The sequence below is a fragment of the Pauljensenia sp. UMB1177 genome (assembly GCF_030217965.1).
GTDB classification, from domain to species: Bacteria; Actinomycetota; Actinomycetes; order Actinomycetales; family Actinomycetaceae; genus Pauljensenia; species Pauljensenia turicensis_A.
Genome location: NZ_JASOOV010000003.1, coordinates 172,579 through 193,201, shown reverse-complemented (window position 1 = coordinate 193,201; position 20,623 = coordinate 172,579). Strand labels below are relative to the sequence as shown.

Annotated in this window: 18 protein-coding genes; 16 read left to right on the top strand and 2 right to left on the bottom strand. The window is 58.0% G+C overall.

The features are described 5' to 3' along the window. Positions 1-2: 2 nt before the first annotated feature. Both dnaG and QP442_RS05555 read left to right on the top strand, forming a co-directional pair. Positions 3-1,967: a DNA primase gene (dnaG, locus tag QP442_RS05560; protein WP_006681734.1), complete on the top strand. Its 1,965-nt coding sequence runs from the start codon at positions 3-5 to the stop codon at positions 1,965-1,967. Positions 1,968-2,042: 75 nt separating this feature from the next. Next, positions 2,043-2,522 carry an S-ribosylhomocysteine lyase gene (locus QP442_RS05555; RefSeq protein ID WP_103633536.1) on the top strand — a complete coding sequence of 160 codons (480 nt, stop codon included), beginning with the start codon at positions 2,043-2,045 and terminating at the stop codon, positions 2,520-2,522. Positions 2,523-2,599: 77 nt separating this feature from the next. Here QP442_RS05555 and QP442_RS05550 read toward each other — a convergent pair whose 3' ends face one another. After that, entirely contained in the window at positions 2,600-3,085 is a 486-nt protein-coding gene (locus QP442_RS05550) for a hypothetical protein (RefSeq protein ID WP_285069685.1), read from the bottom strand. A gap of 79 nt (positions 3,086-3,164) precedes the next feature. After that, entirely contained in the window at positions 3,165-4,334 is a 1,170-nt protein-coding gene (locus QP442_RS05545; RefSeq protein ID WP_285069684.1) for a hypothetical protein, read from the bottom strand. Positions 4,335-4,406: 72 nt separating this feature from the next. Between QP442_RS05545 and rimP the strand changes: the two genes are divergently transcribed. From rimP to QP442_RS05475, 14 genes are all read left to right on the top strand, one after another. After that, entirely contained in the window at positions 4,407-4,880 is a 474-nt protein-coding gene (gene rimP / locus QP442_RS05540) for a ribosome maturation factor RimP (RefSeq protein WP_219811046.1), read from the top strand. Positions 4,881-4,885: 5 nt separating this feature from the next. After that, positions 4,886-5,932, top strand: coding sequence for a transcription termination factor NusA (gene nusA / locus QP442_RS05535; protein WP_006681729.1), 1,047 nt, complete (start codon positions 4,886-4,888; stop codon positions 5,930-5,932). Positions 5,933-6,004: 72 nt separating this feature from the next. Further along, positions 6,005-6,280, top strand: coding sequence for a YlxR family protein (locus tag QP442_RS05530; RefSeq protein ID WP_083856965.1), 276 nt, complete (start codon positions 6,005-6,007; stop codon positions 6,278-6,280). Between the two features lie 107 nt (positions 6,281-6,387). Continuing rightward, on the top strand, positions 6,388-9,201 hold the full coding sequence (infB, locus tag QP442_RS05525; protein ID WP_103633540.1) for a translation initiation factor IF-2: 2,814 nt from the start codon (positions 6,388-6,390) through the stop codon (positions 9,199-9,201). Positions 9,202-9,438: 237 nt separating this feature from the next. Next, a complete protein-coding gene (rbfA, locus tag QP442_RS05520) occupies positions 9,439-9,915 on the top strand; it encodes a 30S ribosome-binding factor RbfA (protein WP_103633541.1) in 477 nt (158 codons plus the stop codon). A gap of 1 nt (position 9,916) precedes the next feature. Next, positions 9,917-10,945, top strand: a complete 1,029-nt coding sequence (truB, locus tag QP442_RS05515; protein WP_103633542.1) for a tRNA pseudouridine(55) synthase TruB — start codon at positions 9,917-9,919, stop codon at positions 10,943-10,945. Then, complete coding sequence (locus QP442_RS05510; RefSeq protein WP_103633543.1) at positions 10,942-11,931, top strand: bifunctional riboflavin kinase/FAD synthetase; 990 nt, start codon at positions 10,942-10,944, stop codon at positions 11,929-11,931. The genes truB and QP442_RS05510 overlap by 4 nt, the downstream gene beginning before the upstream one ends. Positions 11,932-12,107: 176 nt before the next feature. Beyond that, positions 12,108-12,377 (top strand): 30S ribosomal protein S15, encoded by a 270-nt coding sequence (rpsO, locus tag QP442_RS05505; protein ID WP_006681724.1) that lies wholly within the window; start codon positions 12,108-12,110, stop codon positions 12,375-12,377. 228 nt (positions 12,378-12,605) lie between these two features. Further along, positions 12,606-14,978 carry a polyribonucleotide nucleotidyltransferase gene (locus QP442_RS05500; protein WP_006681723.1) on the top strand — a complete coding sequence of 791 codons (2,373 nt, stop codon included), beginning with the start codon at positions 12,606-12,608 and terminating at the stop codon, positions 14,976-14,978. 200 nt (positions 14,979-15,178) lie between these two features. Beyond that, positions 15,179-16,498, top strand: coding sequence for a M16 family metallopeptidase (locus QP442_RS05495; RefSeq protein ID WP_006681722.1), 1,320 nt, complete (start codon positions 15,179-15,181; stop codon positions 16,496-16,498). Between the two features lie 21 nt (positions 16,499-16,519). Continuing rightward, positions 16,520-17,272: a 4-hydroxy-tetrahydrodipicolinate reductase gene (gene dapB, locus QP442_RS05490; RefSeq protein WP_103633544.1), complete on the top strand. Its 753-nt coding sequence runs from the start codon at positions 16,520-16,522 to the stop codon at positions 17,270-17,272. Then, on the top strand, positions 17,269-17,844 hold the full coding sequence (locus tag QP442_RS05485; RefSeq protein WP_103633545.1) for a GNAT family N-acetyltransferase: 576 nt from the start codon (positions 17,269-17,271) through the stop codon (positions 17,842-17,844). The genes dapB and QP442_RS05485 overlap by 4 nt, the downstream gene beginning before the upstream one ends. A 60-nt stretch (positions 17,845-17,904) precedes the next feature. Next, positions 17,905-18,801 (top strand): 4-hydroxy-tetrahydrodipicolinate synthase, encoded by an 897-nt coding sequence (dapA, locus tag QP442_RS05480; RefSeq protein WP_103633546.1) that lies wholly within the window; start codon positions 17,905-17,907, stop codon positions 18,799-18,801. A 53-nt stretch (positions 18,802-18,854) separates the two neighbouring features. Beyond that, positions 18,855-20,546, top strand: coding sequence for a ribonuclease J (locus QP442_RS05475; RefSeq protein ID WP_103633547.1), 1,692 nt, complete (start codon positions 18,855-18,857; stop codon positions 20,544-20,546). Positions 20,547-20,623: the final 77 nt, after the last annotated feature.

Sequence of the window (20,623 nt, the reverse complement as noted above, 5' to 3'; positions counted from 1 at the left end):
CTATGGCCGGACGCATTCTTGAAGAAGACAAGGAACGCTTACGACAGGCAATTGATGTTGCTCGTGTCGTAGGTGAACACGTCACTTTGCGTAGCGGCGGAATGAACTCTTTGAAGGGGTTGTGCCCTTTTCACGATGAGCGCACTCCGAGTTTCACCGTTAATCCGACGACGGGTCTCTGGCATTGCTTCGGGTGTGGAGAAGGCGGGGACATCTTCGCTTTTGTTCAGAAGATCAATAATTTTTCCTTCCCAGAGACTCTTGAATACCTGTCTCAAATGACGGGTGTCCCTCTTCGGTACGAAGAGGGAAGCTCTCAGACGGTGCGTGAACAGCCCGGCAGGCGCCAGCGTCTGATCGACATGCATCGAATTGCTGAAGAGTTCTATCAACAACAGCTTGAAACTCCAGAGGCCTTGCCTGCCCGTAAGTTCTTAGGCAACCGCGGGTTCGGACCTGCAGAGTGCCGGCATTTTGGCGTCGGTTACTCAGCCGATTCCTGGGACACTCTGACGCGCATGCTTCGCTCACGTGGTTTTACCGATGAAGAGATTGAAAAGTCCGGTTTGGCGTCGCGTGGGCAGCGAGGTCTGATTGATCGTTTCCGCGGTCGCGTCATGTGGCCGATCCGGGATATCACGGGAACAACCGTTGGTTTTGGCGCCAGGCGTTTGAACGACGAAGACAAGCAGAGCCCGAAGTACTTGAATACCCCCGAAACTCCGCTGTATAAGAAGTCCACGTTGCTGTATGGGCTGGATTTGGCGAAGAAAGAGATTTCCAAGAACCGTAAGGTCGTCATTGTCGAGGGATACACGGACGTGATGGCTGCTCATATGGCCGGTGTGACCTGCGCGGTTGCTACCTGCGGTACGGCTTTCGGATCCGAGCACGTTCGCGTTGTCCGCCGACTGCTGGGCGACTCAGCGGATTCTGCTGCCGGGGTTGTCCTATCCAGTGGGCAGGCACGAGGTTCCGAAGTGATCTTTACCTTTGACGGTGACGAGGCGGGCCAAAAGGCTGCTCTTCGCGCGTTTAAAGAAGACCAGAACTTTGCGTCTCAAACATTTGTTGCAGTTGATCCTCAGGGGATGGATCCGTGCGACATCATGATTAATCGTGGGAAGAACGCGGTTGTTGAATTGATTCGTTCGCGTATTCCACTGTTTGAATTCGTCTTGCGTTCGATCCTTCGCCAATCGAACCTCAATTTCCCCGAAGGACGCGTTCGGGCTTTGGAAGCTTCTGCTCCCATCGTTGCTGACATTAAAGATCGGGCATTACGGATGGAGTACGAACGCCTGCTAGCCGGCTGGCTTGGCATGGATCCTCGTTTCGTGCAAAACCAGATTCGTTCACTATCACGCGGGAGATACCAGCGTTTCGACAGTGCGCAGAATAACCACATGGCTGGAGCTGGTCGCCCGCAACCTCAAGCGCGCCCCGAACCCGAAGATCTCGTCTCGCGCGTGGAACGCCAGGCGTTGGAAGCAGTTTTGCAACAGCCGATTTATTTCATTGGCACGCAGTTCGATTCCATCGATGGTGCGACGTTTACTCATCCAACGCGCAGAGCCGTATTCGATGCGGTTAAAGCGGTTGGTGGCGTCGATGCGTTTGCTCGTCAGCTGAAGAAAGCACAGGACGAAACAGGCGATAGTGTCTATGCGCAAGAGGTGGCGACACGTCGTTTCGTGGATGATATTCGCCAAGAAGCAGGCGAATTGATTGAACCGATTATCACCAAACTTGCAGTCGTCGAACTTCCTCAGGATCGCGAAGACGAAATGCGTTCCTACTGCAAGGGAGTTGTGAACGCACTGGTTCGACTGGACCTGAATCGCAAAACAGCCGACATTCGCTCTCAGCTTCAGCGTATGAATGAAGACGACCCGAAGTATCAAGAAACATTCGAATACCTGGTCACTCTTGAACAGCGACGACGTTCTTTGCGTGAACGCGACTAGATTGTTGATCGTTTCTCGCACTGGCTTCCCCGGTGCCGTGCTACCGACATATTCGACCCCAAGGAGGAGGCCACCATGGCTGAAGTTGAGAGCTTCGCGCTGGATCACACTGCAGTGAAAGCACCCTATGTTCGCCTGATTGCCGTTGAACACGGCCCGAGGGGGGATGCGATTTCTAACTTTGATCTGCGTTTCGTCCAGCCGAATGAAAACGCGATCCCAACCGGTGGTCTGCACACGATCGAACACCTGATGGCATCCCTTCTGCGCGACCGCATGGATGGAGTGATTGACTGCTCGCCGTTCGGTTGCCGAACCGGTTTCCACCTGATTATGTGGGGCACCCCAAGCATTGAAGAAGTCACGCGAGCCGTTGTCTCCAGCCTTGAAGCAATCGCTGACCAGATCACTTGGGATGACGTTCCCGGCACCGACATCGTGTCCTGCGGTAACTACCGTGATCACTCACTGTTCTCCGCCAAAGAATGGGCGCGAGCCATCCTGGATAAGAAGTTCTCCATTGATCCTTTTGTGCGCACTCTGCTGGACGACTAGGGGCGCGTTGTAGCGACTGAAAAACGTGTCGGCGAGGTCACAGACTTCGCCGACACGTGTATTACTGGGGAATAGACTTAATCGAGGCCCACGCTCTCACGCAAATCGCGTTCGAAGGCATCTGCTTCCTTCTGGGAAGCCTCATCAAGCGGGCCAAGCGCAATCAGAACAGAAAACAGCTTTCCGTCTTCTGTGCGCCGAATCCATGCCGCTACTTGCGTTCCATTCGACACCTTCAAGGCCTTGTGAATCACGATCGAATGATTGACGCGGTCACTGATGGTCCGCATCAGAACGTGCGGATCTTCAGACACTGTCGTCAGCGTCCAATCCGGGCGTTGAGGATCAACCCAGGTGACCGACAACTGACGAGTTTCAGCCTCCCATTTGGCGGTCGCGGCCTCGTACCACATTGCGGAGTCGATGATCGCGGTGGCAGAAGTCAGGATCAGCGCATGAGTGCCGGCGACAACCCAGAGGTCATCGCCTACTTGCTCAGCGACGGGGTTGCGATCACTATCGGGGAGTAGGCCAAGAGTGGACGCGGGCAGAACGGTAGTCATGGGCTCATTGTAAGCAAACGCCATCTGCCCGGCTGGGCGAGGTGGCGTCCTGCGAAAAGCGGGCTTCCAAGACGGACAGTTAGTTGCTCTGTCCGGATTCGGTGCGTGCAACGGATTGAGATGACGGGGAGTCGTCAGTGCCCTCGGCGGGAACAGGGGTTGGCAATGGAAGAGAGCTCATCGTGGCAACACCCATCCATGAGCGAATATCATCGAGGGCTGCCTGAATGCCGATTGTCCGCAGGCTTTCGTCAGACGTATTCACCAAGTGAAGGTCGGCTTCAATCAGAGTCAAGAAAATAGCGTCAGCGCTGGACGTATCGATTGAACACCTCATGGCGCGCGTGTCCGTTGCACCATTCTTTAATGTTTCATCGACGCGGCTGAATAGTTCATCGGCTTTGATGCTGGCATCAGAAATGACTTGGTTCTTTAACTGAGCAGTCGGCAGTGACTGAGCAACACAATCCCAGCGTGCGACAGAATCGGAGAGCTCCGTGGAAGCTGCAAGCTTTTCACCTGTTTCGTCGCTTATTTCGAGCGTGGGCAACATCGTGCCATTCTCAAGGTGTTCCTGGTCAATCCCCCATGTTGACAGCGCCGCGAGCTCCCTATTGTCTGTTTTCATGCTGAAGCGAGAGTTGAGAGTCTGGAGGCTCTGACTCTGCATGCGTGTACCAATCCCGTACGTTAGAGCAAGCCCCTGAGTATCGGCGTAGCGGCTCAAAGCCACTTGAGTGAGGGCAACGGCTTGTCCGCCGTCAAGAGCATCGGGATTTGATGCGGTTGCAAGATCTCGAAGAGCAGTTGTTTCGTTCCACGCGATGAATTCGTCAATCGAAAGTGGCGCGTCGGCAATATCCGGAACGTTCTTGGCATTGTCTGGCACCTGAGTTCCCCACGGCTGCCAGACCCCACCCAAGGACTTTGCGCGTCCCTGAGCCTGCGTAGAAAAAGTTGAAAGCGCAGTGGCACATGACTCACACGATGAAGCAAGGGAAGCGAAACTCTGAGCGCGAATCGCTGCTGCCTGATCAGCGCGCGCAGCGCGATCACGAATGATGTCGGTGTCAGACATTGACGGGATCTGAAGTGTTCGCGTCAAAAATGGGATATTCGTTGACGTGCAGGCGCTGAGGATCAGGGCAGAAGCGATACTGATGCTCACCGAGGTGGCGATTCGGCGACGCCGAAGTGGTCGCGACGAAGTGGCTCGGTCAGTCTGAGTGTGATGATCAACAAGATGCACCTTCAAATCATGTCATGTTTCAAGGCGGGTACGATGGGGAGCTAATGCCGTGTTGGACACGTAGGAGGAATGGTGGCGAAGCCACAACATCACTTTGAGGCGCTTGAAGAACGCTTAGCGCCTATCGCTTCAGGGTTCGGACTCGAACTCGATTCCGTTATTGGAGTCAAAGAATCCGGAATGCAGATTGTTAGAGTGATCGTCGAAGCAATCGAGCCCGGCGCCAGCGTCGATTCGGAAGCTCTTGCCGATATGTCACGTGCAGTCAGCCCGATTATGGACGAAGTCGATCCCGTCGATGGCGAATACTTCCTTGAGGTGTCAACACCAGGAGCTGAGCGTGAACTGGCCACCCCTCGTCATTGGGGGCGCCAAATTGGGCGCCTTGTTGCCGTCAAACTCAAAGACGCTACGAAGCTGGTCGGACGTGTCGAATCCGCCACTGATTTCCATGCTGTGCTGAACGTCGATGGAACGCCTACTACCATTGAATACACCCAGGTTAAGAAGGCGCGTCCGCGCGTCGAATTCGGTTCGGAGGAATGAGACGCATGGAAATCGATATGACAGCACTGCGCATGGTCGAGCAGGAAAAGGGCGTGTCCCTAGACCGGCTCGTCGATGCCATTGAAGAAGCCCTTCTCAAGGCCTACCACAATCTTCCCGGCGCCATCTCTCAGGCTCGAATCGAAATCGATAAGAAGACCGGTAGCGTCGCAGTGATCGCCACCGAAGAAGACGAAGAGGGCAACCCGATCGGCGAATTCGACGACACCCCGAAGAACTTCGGTCGTATCGCCCAGACGACCGCTCGTTCGATCATCATTGCGCGCCTGCGTGATGCAGACGATCAGAAGGTTCTCGGCGACTTTGCTTCCCAGAAGGGACAGGTCGTCACCGGCGTCGTTGACCAGTCGCGCGACGGGCGCATCACCATCGTCAAGGTCGGCGATGACTTCGAAGCAGTTCTTCCCGACTCGGAAAAGGCTCCCGGCGAAACCTACCGTCACGGAGACCGCATTCGCGCGTTCGTCGTCAACGTTGAACGCACCGAAAAAGGCGCACGCATCACGCTTTCGCGCACTCACCCGGGCCTCGTTTCCGGTCTCTTCGAGCGCGAGGTCCCCGAAATTCAGCAGGGCTTGGTCAAGATCAAGTCGATCGCACGCGAAGCCGGACACCGTACGAAGATCGCCGTTGCACCGACTCGTGACGGCATTAACGCCAAGGGCGCATGCATCGGTCCGATGGGTGCACGTGTGCGCGCGGTCATGAACGAACTCGGTGGCGAAAAGATCGATATTGTCGACTGGTCGGCAGATCCGGCACGCTACGTCGCAAACGCTCTGTCGCCTGCACGCGTTGCCCGCGTTGTCGTTCACTCGATCGACAATCGCACCGCAACCGCGATCGTCCCGGACTTCCAGCTATCGCTGGCGATCGGTAAGGAAGGTCAGAATGCTCGCCTAGCCGCGCGTCTGACCGAATTCCATATCGACATTCATTCTGATACGGAAAACGGTGAAGAAGCAGACGTTTCGCGCACCTCAATGCCTGATGACGTGACCAGTCGCTCATGCGTGGACGACGAGGAATAAGCCCAGCTCGATTAAACTGATCATGTGTCGCATCCTGCGCTGAACCAGATTACCGTGCCACAAGGCGCGGTAATGGTGCGTACGTGTGTGGGATGTTCACGTCGAGCGTTACGCGCGGATCTAATTCGCGTTGTTGTTTCGAAAAATGGGGTGTGCACCGTAGACCCCACAAGCGCGCAACCCGGTCGAGGTGCGTGGATTCACCCGGATCCAACGTGTATCGAAACCGCCCGCAAGCGTCGGGCATTTCAACGCGCACTCTCATGCGAGGGCGACATTGACGCCCACATGTGGGACCAGCTTGGCCAGGTTGCCTCATCACGAGCACACAGTGCTCTCGTCGAGTAATGAAAGCGGGTTGGAAGCCGATGGGCACCCGATGAGTACCCAGCGATGAGCTGCCAGCAATACAAGTAACGCGTCTCCGTCCGGAGGCGCTTCCGGACAGGAGAAAAGTGGCAAAGTTGCGTGTCCACGAGCTCGCCAAAGAGCTCGGAATCACCAGCAAGGAACTTTTGACGTACCTCAACGACCACGGTGAGTTCGTCAAAGCCTCAAGCTCAGCATTGGAATCGCCAGTTGTGCGTTCCGTGCGCGAGCACTACGGATCGAAGGGCCCGGCTGAAGCCCCTTCAACGAAGAAGACCGCTACCAAGAGCGAAAAGAAGCCCGCCGAAAAGAAGACTGCCGAAAAGAAGACTGCGGCATCGAAGGCTTCTTCTTCGCAATCTTCCGCTCCGAAGCCTGCCTCACCGAAGGTAACAAAGAGCGCTGAGAAGACCTCGGCCCCCAAGCCGGGTGTTCCCAAGCCTGCAGCCCCCAAGCCGGCAGGCCCCAAGCCGGCAGGCAAGCAAAAAGCTGAAAGCAAGGACGACGCTAGCGCGCCACGTCCTTCTGCACCTCGTCCCGGCCCTCGTTCGGGTGGCCCGCGTCCGGGTAACAACCCGTATGCGTCCAGCCAGGGCATGCCTCGGCCGGGTGGTACCGGTGGCCCGCGCCCCGGTCCGCGTCCGGGCCCGCGCCCCGGTGGCAGCCGTCCACAGGGTGGTAATGAACGCCCGACACGTGGCAATTCCAACCGTTCCGGTAGCCCTCGTCCGAGTGGTAACCGTTCCGGTGGTGCCAATCGCCCGAACCCCGGCATGATGCCAGGACAAGCAAACTTTGCTCGCAACGCTTCCGGCGCCGCCCCCGCAAATGATCGCCCCGCACGTAACGGTGGTGGCCGTGGTCGTGGTGGCGCACGTCCCGCTGGTGGTCGCTCTGCGGGCGGTCCCGGCGCAAACGCCGGTGGCGGTTTCGGAGGTGCTCCCCGCGGTGGTGGACGTGGTGGACGCGGCTCAACTCCGGGCGCATTCGGTCGCGGAGGCGGTCGCAATCAGCGCGGACGCAAGTCGAAGCGCGCAAAACGTCAAGAGCTCGAACAGCAGAATGCACCCGTCATTGGTGGCGTTCAGATTCCTCGCGGAAACGGCAAGGTTATCCGTATCCGCCAGGGTGCATCCCTCGCAGACTTCGCCGAGAAGATCGAGGTCAATCCCGCAGCACTGGTCACCGTTCTGTTCCACCTTGGTGAAATGGCAACCGCAACCCAGTCGCTCGACCAGGACACCTTTGAAACACTCGGTGCAGAACTCGGTTACGACGTTAAGGTCGTTTCTCCCGAAGAAGAAGACCGCGAACTACTGGAGTCCTTCGATATCGACCTCGAGGCCGAAGAACTCGACGACGTCGAAAACCTCATGCCTCGTCCGCCGGTCGTCACCGTCATGGGTCACGTCGACCACGGCAAGACCAAGCTGCTTGACGCGATCCGTCACACCGATGTGGTCGATACCGAGCACGGTGGCATCACGCAGCACATCGGCGCCTACCAGGTCAACGTTGAACATGAAGGTCGCAAGCGTCCGATCACGTTCATTGATACCCCCGGTCACGAAGCATTCACCGCTATGCGTGCCCGCGGTGCTCAGGTCACTGACATCGCGATCCTGGTTGTCGCAGCCGACGACGGAGTCATGCCACAGACGGTTGAAGCAATCAACCACGCTCAGGCGGCAAACGTTCCGATCGTTGTCGCGGTCAACAAGGTCGATAAGGAAGGCGCAAGCCCGGACAAGATCCGTGGCCAGCTGACCGAATACGGTCTGGTTGCCGAGGAATACGGTGGCGACATCATGTTCGTCGACATCTCGGCAAAGCAGCGTACCGGTATCCGCGAACTGCTCGAAGCGGTTCTGTTGACCGCAGACGCTGCTCTGACCCTGGAAGCTAACCCCAATACCGCAGCACGTGGCGTTGCCATTGAAGCGAACCTCGATAAGGGTCGTGGCGCCGTTGCAACCATGCTGGTTCAGCGTGGCACCCTGCGCATCGGTGACGCACTGGTCGTCGGTTCCTCCTACGGTCGCGTCCGCGCCATGTTTGATGACACGGGGGATGACGTTTCTGAAGCCGGTCCGTCGCGTCCGGTTGCTGTCCTTGGTCTGACCTCCGTTCCGCGTGCAGGCGACTCCTTCTTGGTTGCCTCCGATGACCGTACTGCTCGCCAGATTGCTGGCAAGCGTGAGGCAGCAGAACGTCAGGCAATGCTTGCCAAGCGCCGTAAGCGTGTCTCCCTTGAAGACTTCGATAAGGTCCTCAAGGAAGGCGAGGTTGATACTCTCAACCTCATCATCAAGGGCGACGTTTCCGGTGCCGTCGAGGCCCTGGAAGATTCACTCCTCAGCATCGATGTGGGCGAAGAGGTCGCACTGCGCATCATCCACCGCGGTGTTGGTGCAATCACGCAGAACGACGTCAACCTGGCAACGGTCGACAACGCCGTCATCATCGGCTTCAACGTTCGCCCCGCAGAACGCGTGGCAGAACTGGCCGACTCCGAAGGCGTCGAGATCAAGTACTACAACGTCATCTACTCGGCGATCGACGACATTGAGGCCGCTCTTAAGGGCATGCTCAAGCCGATCTACGAAGAGGTCGCACTCGGTAGCGCAGAGATCCGTCAGGTCTTCCGCTCCGGCAAGTTCGGCAACATCGCAGGTTCTATCATCCGCTCTGGCACGATCAAGCGTGGAACCAAGGCTCGCTTGGTTCGCGACGGCGTGGTTGTCGCAGACAACCTCGAAATCGCATCGCTACGTCGCGAGAAGGACGATGTCACCGAGGTCCGCGAAGGCTACGAATGTGGTATCACGCTGGGCTACAAGGACATCGCCGAAGGCGACATCATCGAAACCTGGGAAATGCGCGAAAAGCCGCGTGACTGAGGCCGTGATGGTCCGCTTGTAGGACATACGTAGTGTCGGGTGGAAGCGAGTTTCGTTTCCACCCGACCTTTGTATTCCAAGCAGCTAACGCGTTTGGATAGGTGCGTTGAACGTGAGGTATCCACCAGCATTCAGCCGATGAGGGTGAGACCCTCTACGATGGGATACCAGCAAGTACGCCAGTTCGACTGAAATCATGAGCCACCGAACGGGTGACAGAAGAAAAAGGGGAGTGCCATGGCAGACGAAGCACGCCAGCGCAAAGTTCAAGACCGTATTCATCAGACCGTCGCGCGTATGCTCGGCCGTCGAATCAAGGATCCACGTCTCAGCTTCGTCACGATCACCGACGTGCGAGTGACCGGCGACCTTCAGCATGCTTCGATCTTCTACACAGTCCTCGGCGATGATGCTGACCGCGCAGGCGCCGGTCGCGCATTCGAATCTGCAAAGGGCATTATTCGTTCCGAAGTGGGTAAGGCTCTAGGCATTCGCCTGACCCCGACCCTTGAATTCATCCTGGATGGCCTGCCCGAGTCTGCGGCAGCTCTCGAAGACGCGCTGGCAGCAGCGAAGAAGCGCGATGAAGAGATCGCGGCCTCGTCGATCGGGGCTACCTACGCTGGAGATGCAGATCCCTACCGTCGCGACGATGAAGATGAAGGTAGCGAGGAAGCCGACGGCTTCGACGAAAATGAGCAGGACCTCGCCTGAGATGGCGAAAAAGCCTGACACTTCCATCCCAGGCATCGTTCTTATCGATAAGCCAGCTGGGATGACCAGCCACGATGTCGTGTCGAAGATGCGACGCGTGGCGCATACTCGCAAGGTCGGCCACGGAGGAACCCTGGATCCGATGGCGACCGGCGTTTTGGTCATCGGCATCGGTCAAGCAACGCGACTGCTGACCTACATTACCGCCGGCTCGAAGGCTTATGATGCGACGATTCGTTTCGGCGTCGCAATGACCACGGATGATGCGCAAGGCCAGCCGATTTCGATTGCCGGATGCGAACAGCTGGACCGAGAAGCGCTCGAATCTGCAATGGCAAGCCTGCGCGGTGAGATCATGCAGGTTCCTGCAACGGTCTCGGCGATCAAGGTCGATGGCAAGCGAGCCTACGCGTTAGCACGTGAAGGCCGCTCTGTTGAGCTGAAAGCGCGTCCGATTACAATCCACGCCTTCGAACGACTGGGCGATCCGCGCATTCAAATGGCGGAGTATGCGATTGCTACAGATGATGATTCGGCTGAAATGACGGCTATTCCAGTCAGTGTCGTTGATGTTGACGTTCACGTCGATTGCTCGTCTGGCACGTATATTCGTTCCCTCGCCCGCGACCTCGGGCAGATGCTGGGGTGCGGCGCGCACCTGACGGCATTGCGTCGTACGCGTGTTGCCTCGTTCACCCTTTCGGGCGCCCACCAGCTGGCTGATCTGCAAGCGGAAGCTGAAGCGCGAGGGGAGTTTTCGCCAGGCGCGCCCTCGTTGCCGTCTCCCGGCCTGATTCCGATTGCCGAGGCCGCGACCTCGTTGTTCCCCTCCATTGTTCTGAGCGCGGAAGAAGAACAGCGTTTCTCCCATGGTCAGGCACCGACGCGTGACGCGCAGGAAGTCATGGCATTAGGGAACCCCGGCGATGTCATCGCAGCATGCAATACATCTGGAGTGCTCTGTGGGGTGCTGGCCATTAAGAATCATTCTTTGAAGACTCTCAACGTATTTTCTGGAGAAACACAATGAAGGTCTGGACCGACCTGTCTGAGATTCCCGGCGACGAAAAGTCGGTGGTCACCATCGGTAACTTTGACGGTATGCACAATGGGCACCGCCGAGTCGTTGCCTCGTGCGTTGAGCGCGCACGCAAACGCGGTGTGGATGCCGTGGCGATTACTTTCGACCCGCATCCGACCCAGGTGCATCGCCCGGAAGTAAACCTCCAGCTGATTTCGCCGTTGCGGGATCGACTTGATGCCATGGCCTCGTGCGGACTGGATGCGACACTTGTGGAGCACTACGACCAAAGCGTGTACACGCTGGAACCCGAAGATTTCGTCACCGAGTTCCTCGTTGATCGCTTGGGTGCGGTTGAAGTTGTTGTCGGTGAAGACTTCCGTTTTGGCGCCCACAACGTAGGCACAATCGATACGCTTCGGGCGCTGGGACGCACCTACGGTTTTGATGTTGTGATGGTCACCGATATTCAGGCTCCCGAAGGGCGTCGCTGGTCCTCATCGTGGGTGCGTGAACTGCTCGCTGAAGGCGATGTCGCTGGCGCTGCCCGGGTTTTGGGGCATTTGCACCGAATCCGTGGCACGGTCGAACACGGTTTTAAACGAGGCCGTTCTCTGGGATTTCCGACCGCCAATTTGCGGGGCGGAATTGAAGGCGTTGTGCCTGCTGATGGCGTGTATGCCGGCTGGGTTGTGCGTACCGTTCCGGGAACGCAGTCCGCAGAATTCTTGCCCGCAGCGATCTCGGTGGGAACGAACCCACAGTTCGATGGGGTAGAGCGCACTGTTGAAGCTCACGTGCTGGGGCGATCCGACCTGAACCTCTACGGCGAGAAAATCGCGGTCACCTTCGTGTCACGCATTCGCGAAATGATGACCTTCGATTCTCTCGATGAACTACTTTTCCAGATGGATAATGACCTGCTGAAGACCGCGTCCGTGCTCGGAATCGCCGTGGCGAATCGCGTGGATCCCGATTCGGTGACCGCCGTCTGAAAGCAACGGGTTTCCCTCGGGTGTGATTGTCCTTTCACAAGGTGAGTCTGCCCACGTAGATACGGGGAAAAGCCCGCATCATGCTAACCTTGAAAAGCCGTCAAACGGCCGCGGATCCGATGCTGTAAAGGAAAGCTTTACAGCTCCGCGCAACGAATGAAGCAAAGGAGACGCCTGTGCCGCTGAGCAAGGACGTTAAAGACCAGATCATCGCCGAGTACGCGACCCACGAGGGCGACACCGGTTCCCCCGAGGTTCAGATTGCACTGCTGACCCAGCGCATCAAGGATCTGACCGAGCACTTCAAGTACCACACGCACGATCACCACTCACGTCGTGGCCTTTTGCTGCTCGTTGGTCGTCGTCGTCGCCTCCTTGGCTACTTGGCTTCGGTCGACATCGAACGCTACCGTTCGCTCATCGAGCGTCTCGGCCTGCGTCGCTGAACTTGTGCCGGCCCGATCCCGTATGGGACCGGGCCGGTTCACTACGTGTGGCGTTTTCACCCACACACCCACACACCCAATAGGAAAGAACCACGAACGCGTCGCCGGTTTTCGACAGTGGTTCACGGACCCCCGCTTGTTTGTCGGGTGCGACGCCGTGGACTTCGATCGAAGGCCGAAGCGTGACGTGAGTTCTTCAGTTGAGAATCACAAAGGAGAATCCCCATCATGATGGAAGGTTCAGACATCACCGCCGCAGAGGCGATTATTGATAACGGCCGTTTCGGCAAGCGCACCGTGCGCTTCGAAACGGGTCGCCTTGCCAAGCAGGCCGCCGGCTCCGCTCTGGCATACCTGGACGACGAGACCACCGTCCTGTCGGCCACCACTGTCGGCAAGTCGCCTCGCGATCAGTTCGACTTCTTCCCGCTGACTGTCGACGTTGAAGAACGTTCGTACGCTGCGGGTCGTATCCCCGGATCGTTCTTCCGTCGCGAAGGTCGCGCGGGCACCGAGGCAATCCTCGCAGCCCGCCTGATTGACCGCCCGCTGCGCCCCGGCTTCGTCAAGGGCCTGCGCAACGAGGTCCAGGTTGTCGAGACTGTCCTGACCGTTCACCCGGATGACGCTTACGACGTTCTGGCAATCAACGCAGCATCCATGTCTACCCAGATCGCGGGTCTGCCCTTCACCGGCCCGATCGGTGGCACCCGTCTTGCTCTGATCGACGGCCAGTGGGTGGCATTCCCGCGTTGGTCTGAGCTCGAGCGCTCCGTCTTCAACATCGTTGTTGCCGGTCGTATCGTGACCGCTGAAGACGGCACCGAAGACGTCGCAATCATGATGGTTGAGGCCGGTGGCGGAAAGAACCAGTGGGAACTCATCCAGGCCGGTGCCATTGCTCCGACCGAAGATGTTGTTGCCGATGGTCTTGAAGCAGCAAAGCCCTTCATCAAGGTCCTCTGCGAGGCCCAGATTGAGGTCGCCAAGACCGCTTCGAAGGAAACTGCAGAGTTCCCGCTCTTCATCGACTACACCGATGAAGAATACGCAGTAGTCGAGGAATGGGTTGGCGACAAGCTTGCCAAGGCGCTCCTGACCGAAGGCAAGCTGGCACGCGACGAAGCCGTTGATGCTGTTAAGGCCGAGATGCTCGAGGCACTGCTTGCGCGCTTCGAACATGAAGACGCTGAGAAGGAACTGAAGGCAGCCTTCCGTTCGCTCGAAAAGTACACGATCCGTCAGCGCACGCTGCGTGAAGAAATCCGCATGGATGGTCGTACCCCGCGCCAGATCCGCTCCCTCTCCGCAGAGGTCGAGGTTCTGCCTCGCGTCCACGGTTCCGCCATCTTCCAGCGTGGCGAAACCCAGATCCTGGGCGTCACCACACTGGCAATGCTTCGCATGGAACAGCAGCTCGACAACCTGAGCCCCGTCACCGCGAAGCGCTACATGCACCAGTACAACTTCGCTCCCTTCTCGACCGGTGAAACCGGCCGAGTGGGTGCCCCGAAGCGCCGCGAAATCGGCCACGGTGACCTTGCAGAGCGCGCTCTGATCCCGGTTCTGCCGTCGCGCGAAGAGTTCCCCTACGCAATCCGCCAGGTCTCCGAGACCATGGGCTCCAACGGCTCGTCCTCGATGGGCTCCGTCTGCGCATCGACTCTGTCGCTACTCCAGGCTGGCGTCCCGTTGCGCGCACCCGTCGCCGGTATCGCCATGGGCCTCATGACCGGTGAAGTTGATGGCGTTCAGAAGGCTGTCACCCTGACCGACATTCTCGGTGCCGAAGACGGCTTCGGCGACATGGACTTCAAGGTAGCCGGCACCAAGGACTTCATCACCGCCCTCCAGCTCGACACCAAACTCGACGGTATTGATTCCCAGGTCCTGCGTGGCGCCCTTGCTCAGGCCCGCGACGCTCGCCTGACCATCCTTGATCTGATCAACCAGGCTATTGACGGCCCTGATGAAATGAGCCCGAACGCTCCTCGCATCATCACCGTCCAGGTTCCCGTGGATAAGATCGGTGAGGTCATTGGCCCGAAGGGCAAGATGATCAACCAGATCCAGGAAGATACCGGCGCAGATCTGACGATCGAAGATGACGGCACCGTCTACATTGCTGCCGCTGCCGGCGAAGCCGCTGAAGCTGCACGCCAGATGGTCAACCAGATTGCTAACCCGCAGATGCCTGAGGTCGGCGAACGCTTCATCGGCACGGTCGTCAAGACCACGTCGTTCGGTGCATTCATTTCCCTGACCCCGGGTAAGGATGGCCTGCTCCACATTTCCCAGGTTCGTCGCCTGGTCGGTGGCAAGCGCATCGAGTCTGTCGATGACGTTCTGCAGGTTGGCCAGCAGCTTGAGGTCGAGATCGCTGAAATCGGCGATCGTGGCAAGCTCTCCCTGCACGCTGTCCTTGATGACGAAGCTACAGCCGCTGAAGCTGCCAATGCTTCCAACTCCGAGTCCGAAGGTCGCCCCGAGCGTCGCGAACGCCGTGACCGCTCCGAGCGTCGTGAGCGTCGTCCGCGCACCCGCACGCGTCGCAAGCGTGAGGACGAGGGTGAAGCAACCCAGGCTCCGTCTGAAGACTGATAGTTCTTCATCACCTCGTTGGGCCGGTGGCAGAGCCACCGGCCCAACAGTATTTTTCAGTCAATACTGCTCTGCCTGAACGTCTCCAACCGGTTGAGCATTGAGCAAGTAGACTCACACACGTGGACGTTTTGAACCTCCGCCTGAACAATCGGGGGAACATCGCGTTAACGGCCAGAAGAAAAGGAAATGGAAGACTCGTGAGCGAACCGATCGAACTGACACTCGATGCGATCGACAATCAGTTACTGGATGACACTGATGGCGATCTGCGACGGACAGTGACTTCGTTTGGTACGCGTATCATCACCCAGCACATTCCTGCCACGCATTCTGCTGGAGTCAGCATGTGGGTTCCTGTGGGATCTCGCGATGAAACCCCCGAAGTCGCAGGTTCGACCCACTTCCTTGAACATCTGTTGTTTAAAGGGACGGATACTCGCTCCGCTTTTGACATCGCCGAAAGTTTCGACCGTGTGGGCGGAGAAACGAATGCGGAAACCGCGAAGGAACACACTGCATACTGGGCTCGCGTCGTTTCGACCGATCTCACAATGGCGGTGGGGACGATCGCTGACATGTTGACCAACTCGCTCTTGGATCCGGCAGAGTTTGAAATGGAACGAGGGGTCATCCTCGATGAGCTCGCGATGTCAAAAGACTCTCCGACCGAGAACGTCCACGAAGCATTCCAGCAGGCAATTCACGGTGATACTCCGCTTGGTCGCCCGGTGGGTGGCACCCCTGACATTATTAGCGCTGTCAGTCGTGACAAGGTGTTTGAGCACTATCACCGCCACTATGCGCCGAACAACTTGATCGTTGCGGTTGCCGGCGATATTGAGCATGAAGCAGTCGTGAACATGGTGACCGATGCTCTGTCGGCGTCCAATTGGGCGTCACAGCTGAAATCATCCAGCCGGCCTCGTCAGCGCCGCTCGAAGCTCGCAACCAACGAAGGCGTTCAGTCGGCGGAAATAGTGAGGCGTCGCGATGTTGAACAAGCTCACGTTGTGATCGGCACCAGGGGGTTTCGCGCACTCGCTGATGAACTCCCGACCTTTAACGTTTTGCTCAATGTGCTGGGCGGGTCGATGTCGTCGCGCTTGTTCCAGGAAGTTCGCGAGAAACGAGGCTTGGCCTACACGACCTACGCTTTCGGTTCGTCCTACGCGGAAACCGGTAGCTTCGGCATGTACGCGGGCACATCGCCGGCGAAGGTAGACGAGGTCGAAAAACTCATGCGGAGCCAATTGGAGTTGCTCGCAAGCGAAGGCCCGACCGCCTCAGAGATGGAGCGCGTACGAGGCCAAGTGCGAGGCTCCGTCGTGCTGAGCCAAGAAGATAACTGGTCGCGCATGATGCTTATTGGTCGCGCTGAAGTGTCTGGCCGATACAAGTCCATCGAACAAGCAATTGACGCGATCAACCAGGTGAGCGCTGAAGACGTGAAGGCCATGGCCACCGACCTTGCACGCCGTAATTTCTCTCGTGCTCTCGTCCTTCCGAACAACGCCTAAAGACAAGAAGAGGAACTCATCATGATTCACGTAGCAGTCATTGGCGCTCAAGGCCGTATGGGCGCGACCGTCGTTGAAGCAGTGAACGGTGCAGACGACATGGAGTTCGTCGCTGGTCTTGATGCTTCGGATCAGATCACAGCCAGTAACCTTGGTGGCGCCGAGGTTGCCGTCGATTTCTCAACGCCGTCTGTTACCGAAGCAAATGTCCACGCACTGCTGGACGCTGGGGTGAACGTCGTTGTGGGCACAACGGGGTGGAGTGATGAATCCTATGAGCGTGTGCGCGTCCACGCTGAAGAATCTGGCCGTTGCGTCCTGATCGCACCGAACTTCGCGATGTCTGCCGTGCTGGCGATGAAGTTCGCTGCGCTGGCCGCCCCGTATTTCGAGTCCGCTGAGGTTATTGAAATGCACCATCCGAACAAGGTGGATGCGCCTTCCGGTACTGCGGTTGCCACTGCGAAGGGGATCGCAGCGTCGCGCGGAAAGGCCGGATGTGGTCCCATGCCTGATGCCACCCAGTCGGATCCACTGGGTGCCCGCGGGGGAGCCGTAGACGGCGTGCCTGTCCATGCTGTCCGCCTGCGTGGCCTGACAGCCTCGGAAGAGATCCTGCTGGGCAACCCTGGTGAACAGCTGGTGATCCGCACGGATTCCTTCGACCGTTTCTCTTTCATGCCCGGCGTTTTGTTAGGCGTGCGTGAAGTGAGCAAGCATCCGGGTCTGTCGATCGGCTTGGATACTGTCCTTGACCTGCCGGGGCTTCTATGAGCATCGACCTTGGTATGCCGGGAGCAGGTGCACCTCAGTCTGTTTCGAAGGTGCCCGACCGATCGGTTCGCCCCGCATTGGCTCAGGATGCGCCACAGATTGCGCGTATTCAGGCAGCCTCGCTCAAGAGGCTCTTCGGCGCGAGCGCACAGGTGGGCGAACAGGTTCTTGTGCAACAGTGGGCAACAACATTGACTGCTCCTGCTCCCGCTGGGTGCTTCACTCTTGTTGCCCTCCACGCCAACGTGGTCGCCGGTTATGCTCTGGTTGTTCCCGCCGATGATTTCACCGCCGGTGATGGTAGCGCCATCACGGGCGCCTCGTTAATTGCCGAAATGGACGTGGACGAAAGTTTCCGTCGAAGCGGACATGCCTCTCGCTTGGTGCAGGCGTGCGTCGATGTTTCGCGTGCGACCGCCCTCAGTACGTGGATTGATTCAAGGGACGAGGCCCGGATCCGTTTCTTCACCTCATGCGGGTTTGGGCCGGCAGGGGTGAGGCGCACATTCCCCGACATGCCTGATGTTGTCCAACACCTGTGGTGGACTTCGACGCAGACACCTGACGAGTGATAGGCGTTCACCTAGTGAACTTTGGGCTGTTTCGATGCCTCCGCGTCATATGCTCAACCCATGAGCTACACCCCGCGCCGTCTTTTCGGCTCCCTCGCAACCGCAATGGTGACCCCGTTTCACGCTGACGGGTCAATCGATCTCGACTCCGCGGTCCGTTTGGCAAAGAAGCTCGTTGACGACGGGTCTGACACAGTTTTGCTGTCTGGAACGACTGGCGAATCTCCGACGACCCATCAGCCGGAGAAGGATGAACTGACGGTTGCTGTGAAGGAAGCTGTGGGTGACCGCGCGTTTATTCTCTGCGGTGCGTGCTCGAACGACACCGCGCACGCTGTGCGTATTGGTGAAGGGGCACAGGCGTCGGGGGCTGATGGTCTGCTGGTTGTCTCCCCGTATTACAACCGTCCCTCTCAGGTGGGTCTGCGTGCCCACGTTCGCGCTATTGTGGACGCAACTGATCTTCCCGTCATGCTCTACGACATTCCGGGACGTACCGGCTTGGCGTTCAGTGATGAGACACTGGATGACCTTGCCACCCACCCGCGTATCAAAGCTGTTAAAGATGCCACAGGCAACGTTGAACAGGGCGTCGAACGAATGCACCGAACTCAGCTCGAGTACTACTCGGGTGATGACGGCTTGAACTTCGCTTGGATGACCGGTGGAGCCTCCGGTTTCGTGTCGGTCGTGTCACATGTTGCCTCGTCGCACTACCGGAAGATGATCGACCTGCTGGATGCCGATAAGGTCTGGGAAGCCCGCGAACTTGCCTACTCGCTTCGCCCGCTGGTGGCTGCCATCATGGGCGGGGGACAGGGGGCTGTCATGGCAAAAGCAGCCCTGTACCTGCAGGGCGTCATTGAAACGCCGGTTCTGCGTCTGCCGTTGGTGGGAGCCTCGAATGACGAAATGGAATCCTTGAAGTCTGCGCTGAAAGTGGCCGAACTGCTCTGACTTGGGTCTGAGTGTTCACGGATTTCCCCTGAGGTCGTGGCACACTTAGACCTATGAAGTCCCTGTATGAGAACCTTTCCGAACCCGCACCCCTAGAAGAGGGCGCCATTCGCATCATCCCACTTGGTGGCTTGGGTGAAGTGGGCCGCAACATGAACGTGCTGGAGTTCGACTCCAAACTCCTCGTTGTCGACTGTGGCGTTCTTTTCCCTGAAGAAACCCAGCCGGGTGTTGACCTGATTCTCCCGGACTTCTCTTGGATTGAAGACCGCATGGACGACGTTGTCGGCATGGTCCTCACCCACGGTCACGAAGACCATATCGGCGGTGTTCCGTACCTGTTGAAACTCCGCGAAGACATCCCAATCTACGGTTCGGAACTGACGCTGGCATTTGTCGAACCGAAGCTTCGTGAGCACAAGCTGACCACCGACAACCTGCATGTCGTAGCAGAAGGTGACCGAATCACTATTGATGACTTCGATCTTGAATTCGTCTCCGTGACCCACTCGATCCCCGACGCTCTGGCTGTCTTTGTCCGCACCCCGGCAGGAAAACTGCTGATCACCGGTGATTTCAAGATGGATCAGCTTCCCCTTGACTCTCGCCTGACCGACCTTCGTGCCTTTGCTCGCTTCGGTGAAGAGGGCGTGGACCTGTTCATGGTTGACTCCACGAACGCTGAGGTTCCCGGCTTCATCACTCCCGAACGTGAAATCGGCCCTGTCCTCGATCGAGTATTCGGTGAAGCTCCGGGACAGATCGTCGTTGCATCCTTCGCCTCGCACGTCCACCGCGTCCAGCAGGTTATTCAGGCTGCGGCGCACCACGGGCGGCACGTTTGCCTGGTGGGGCGCTCAATGGAACGCAATATGCGCATCGCTCAGGAAAAGGGCTACCTGACTATTCCCGAGGGCGTTATTGTCGACGCGCGCACCATTGAAATGCTTGAACCCTCCAAGCGTGTCTACATGGCAACTGGCTCGCAGGGTGAACCAATGGCCGCGCTGTCCCGTATGAGCCTTGGAACTCACCGTAGCGTCTCCATTGAGCCCGGCGACATGGTGGTCCTAGCGTCCTCTCTGATTCCTGGAAACGAAAACTCCGTCTACCGCGTCATCAACGACCTCATGCGCCTGGGCGCACGCGTCGTGCACAAGGCGAACGCGAAGGTTCACGTATCCGGCCACGCCGCTGCAGGCGAGCTGATTTACTGCTACAACATCGTGCAACCCACCAACGTCATGCCGATTCACGGCGAGGTCCGCCACCTGGTCGCTAACGGGCAACTTGCCGTGAAGACCGGTATCTCACCCGACAACGTGGTGCTGGCAGAAGACGGCGTCTGCGTCGACTTAAAGGACGGCACGGCACGCGTCAGTGGAGCCGTTCCCTGCGAATACGTGTACGTCGACGGTCGCTCCATCGGCGAAATCTCTGAACACGAGCTTGAAACTAGGCGCACGCTCGGCTCCGAAGGCTTTATCTCCGTCTATGCCGTCGTTGAACACGATTCAGGTATGGTGCTTTCTGCGCCGATCATCCGCGCAATCGGTATGGCAGAAGATGATTCGGTCTTTGAAGAGATTCAGCCGGACGTCGAAGTAGCGCTCGCGGAAGCGGCGGCTCCCGGTGGAGTCGACCCCTACGTTCTCCAGCAGGCAATGCGTCGTGTGATCGGTCGTTGGGTGGCGCGCAAGCTCCGCCGTCGTCCGATGATCGTCCCAGTCGTTGTAGAACAGTAGAAGAGGCACACGTGGGGATCTCTTCACCGCACGAGCGTTTGAGGGTGTCCCTATCGCGTACTCTGGTGTCAGCAACC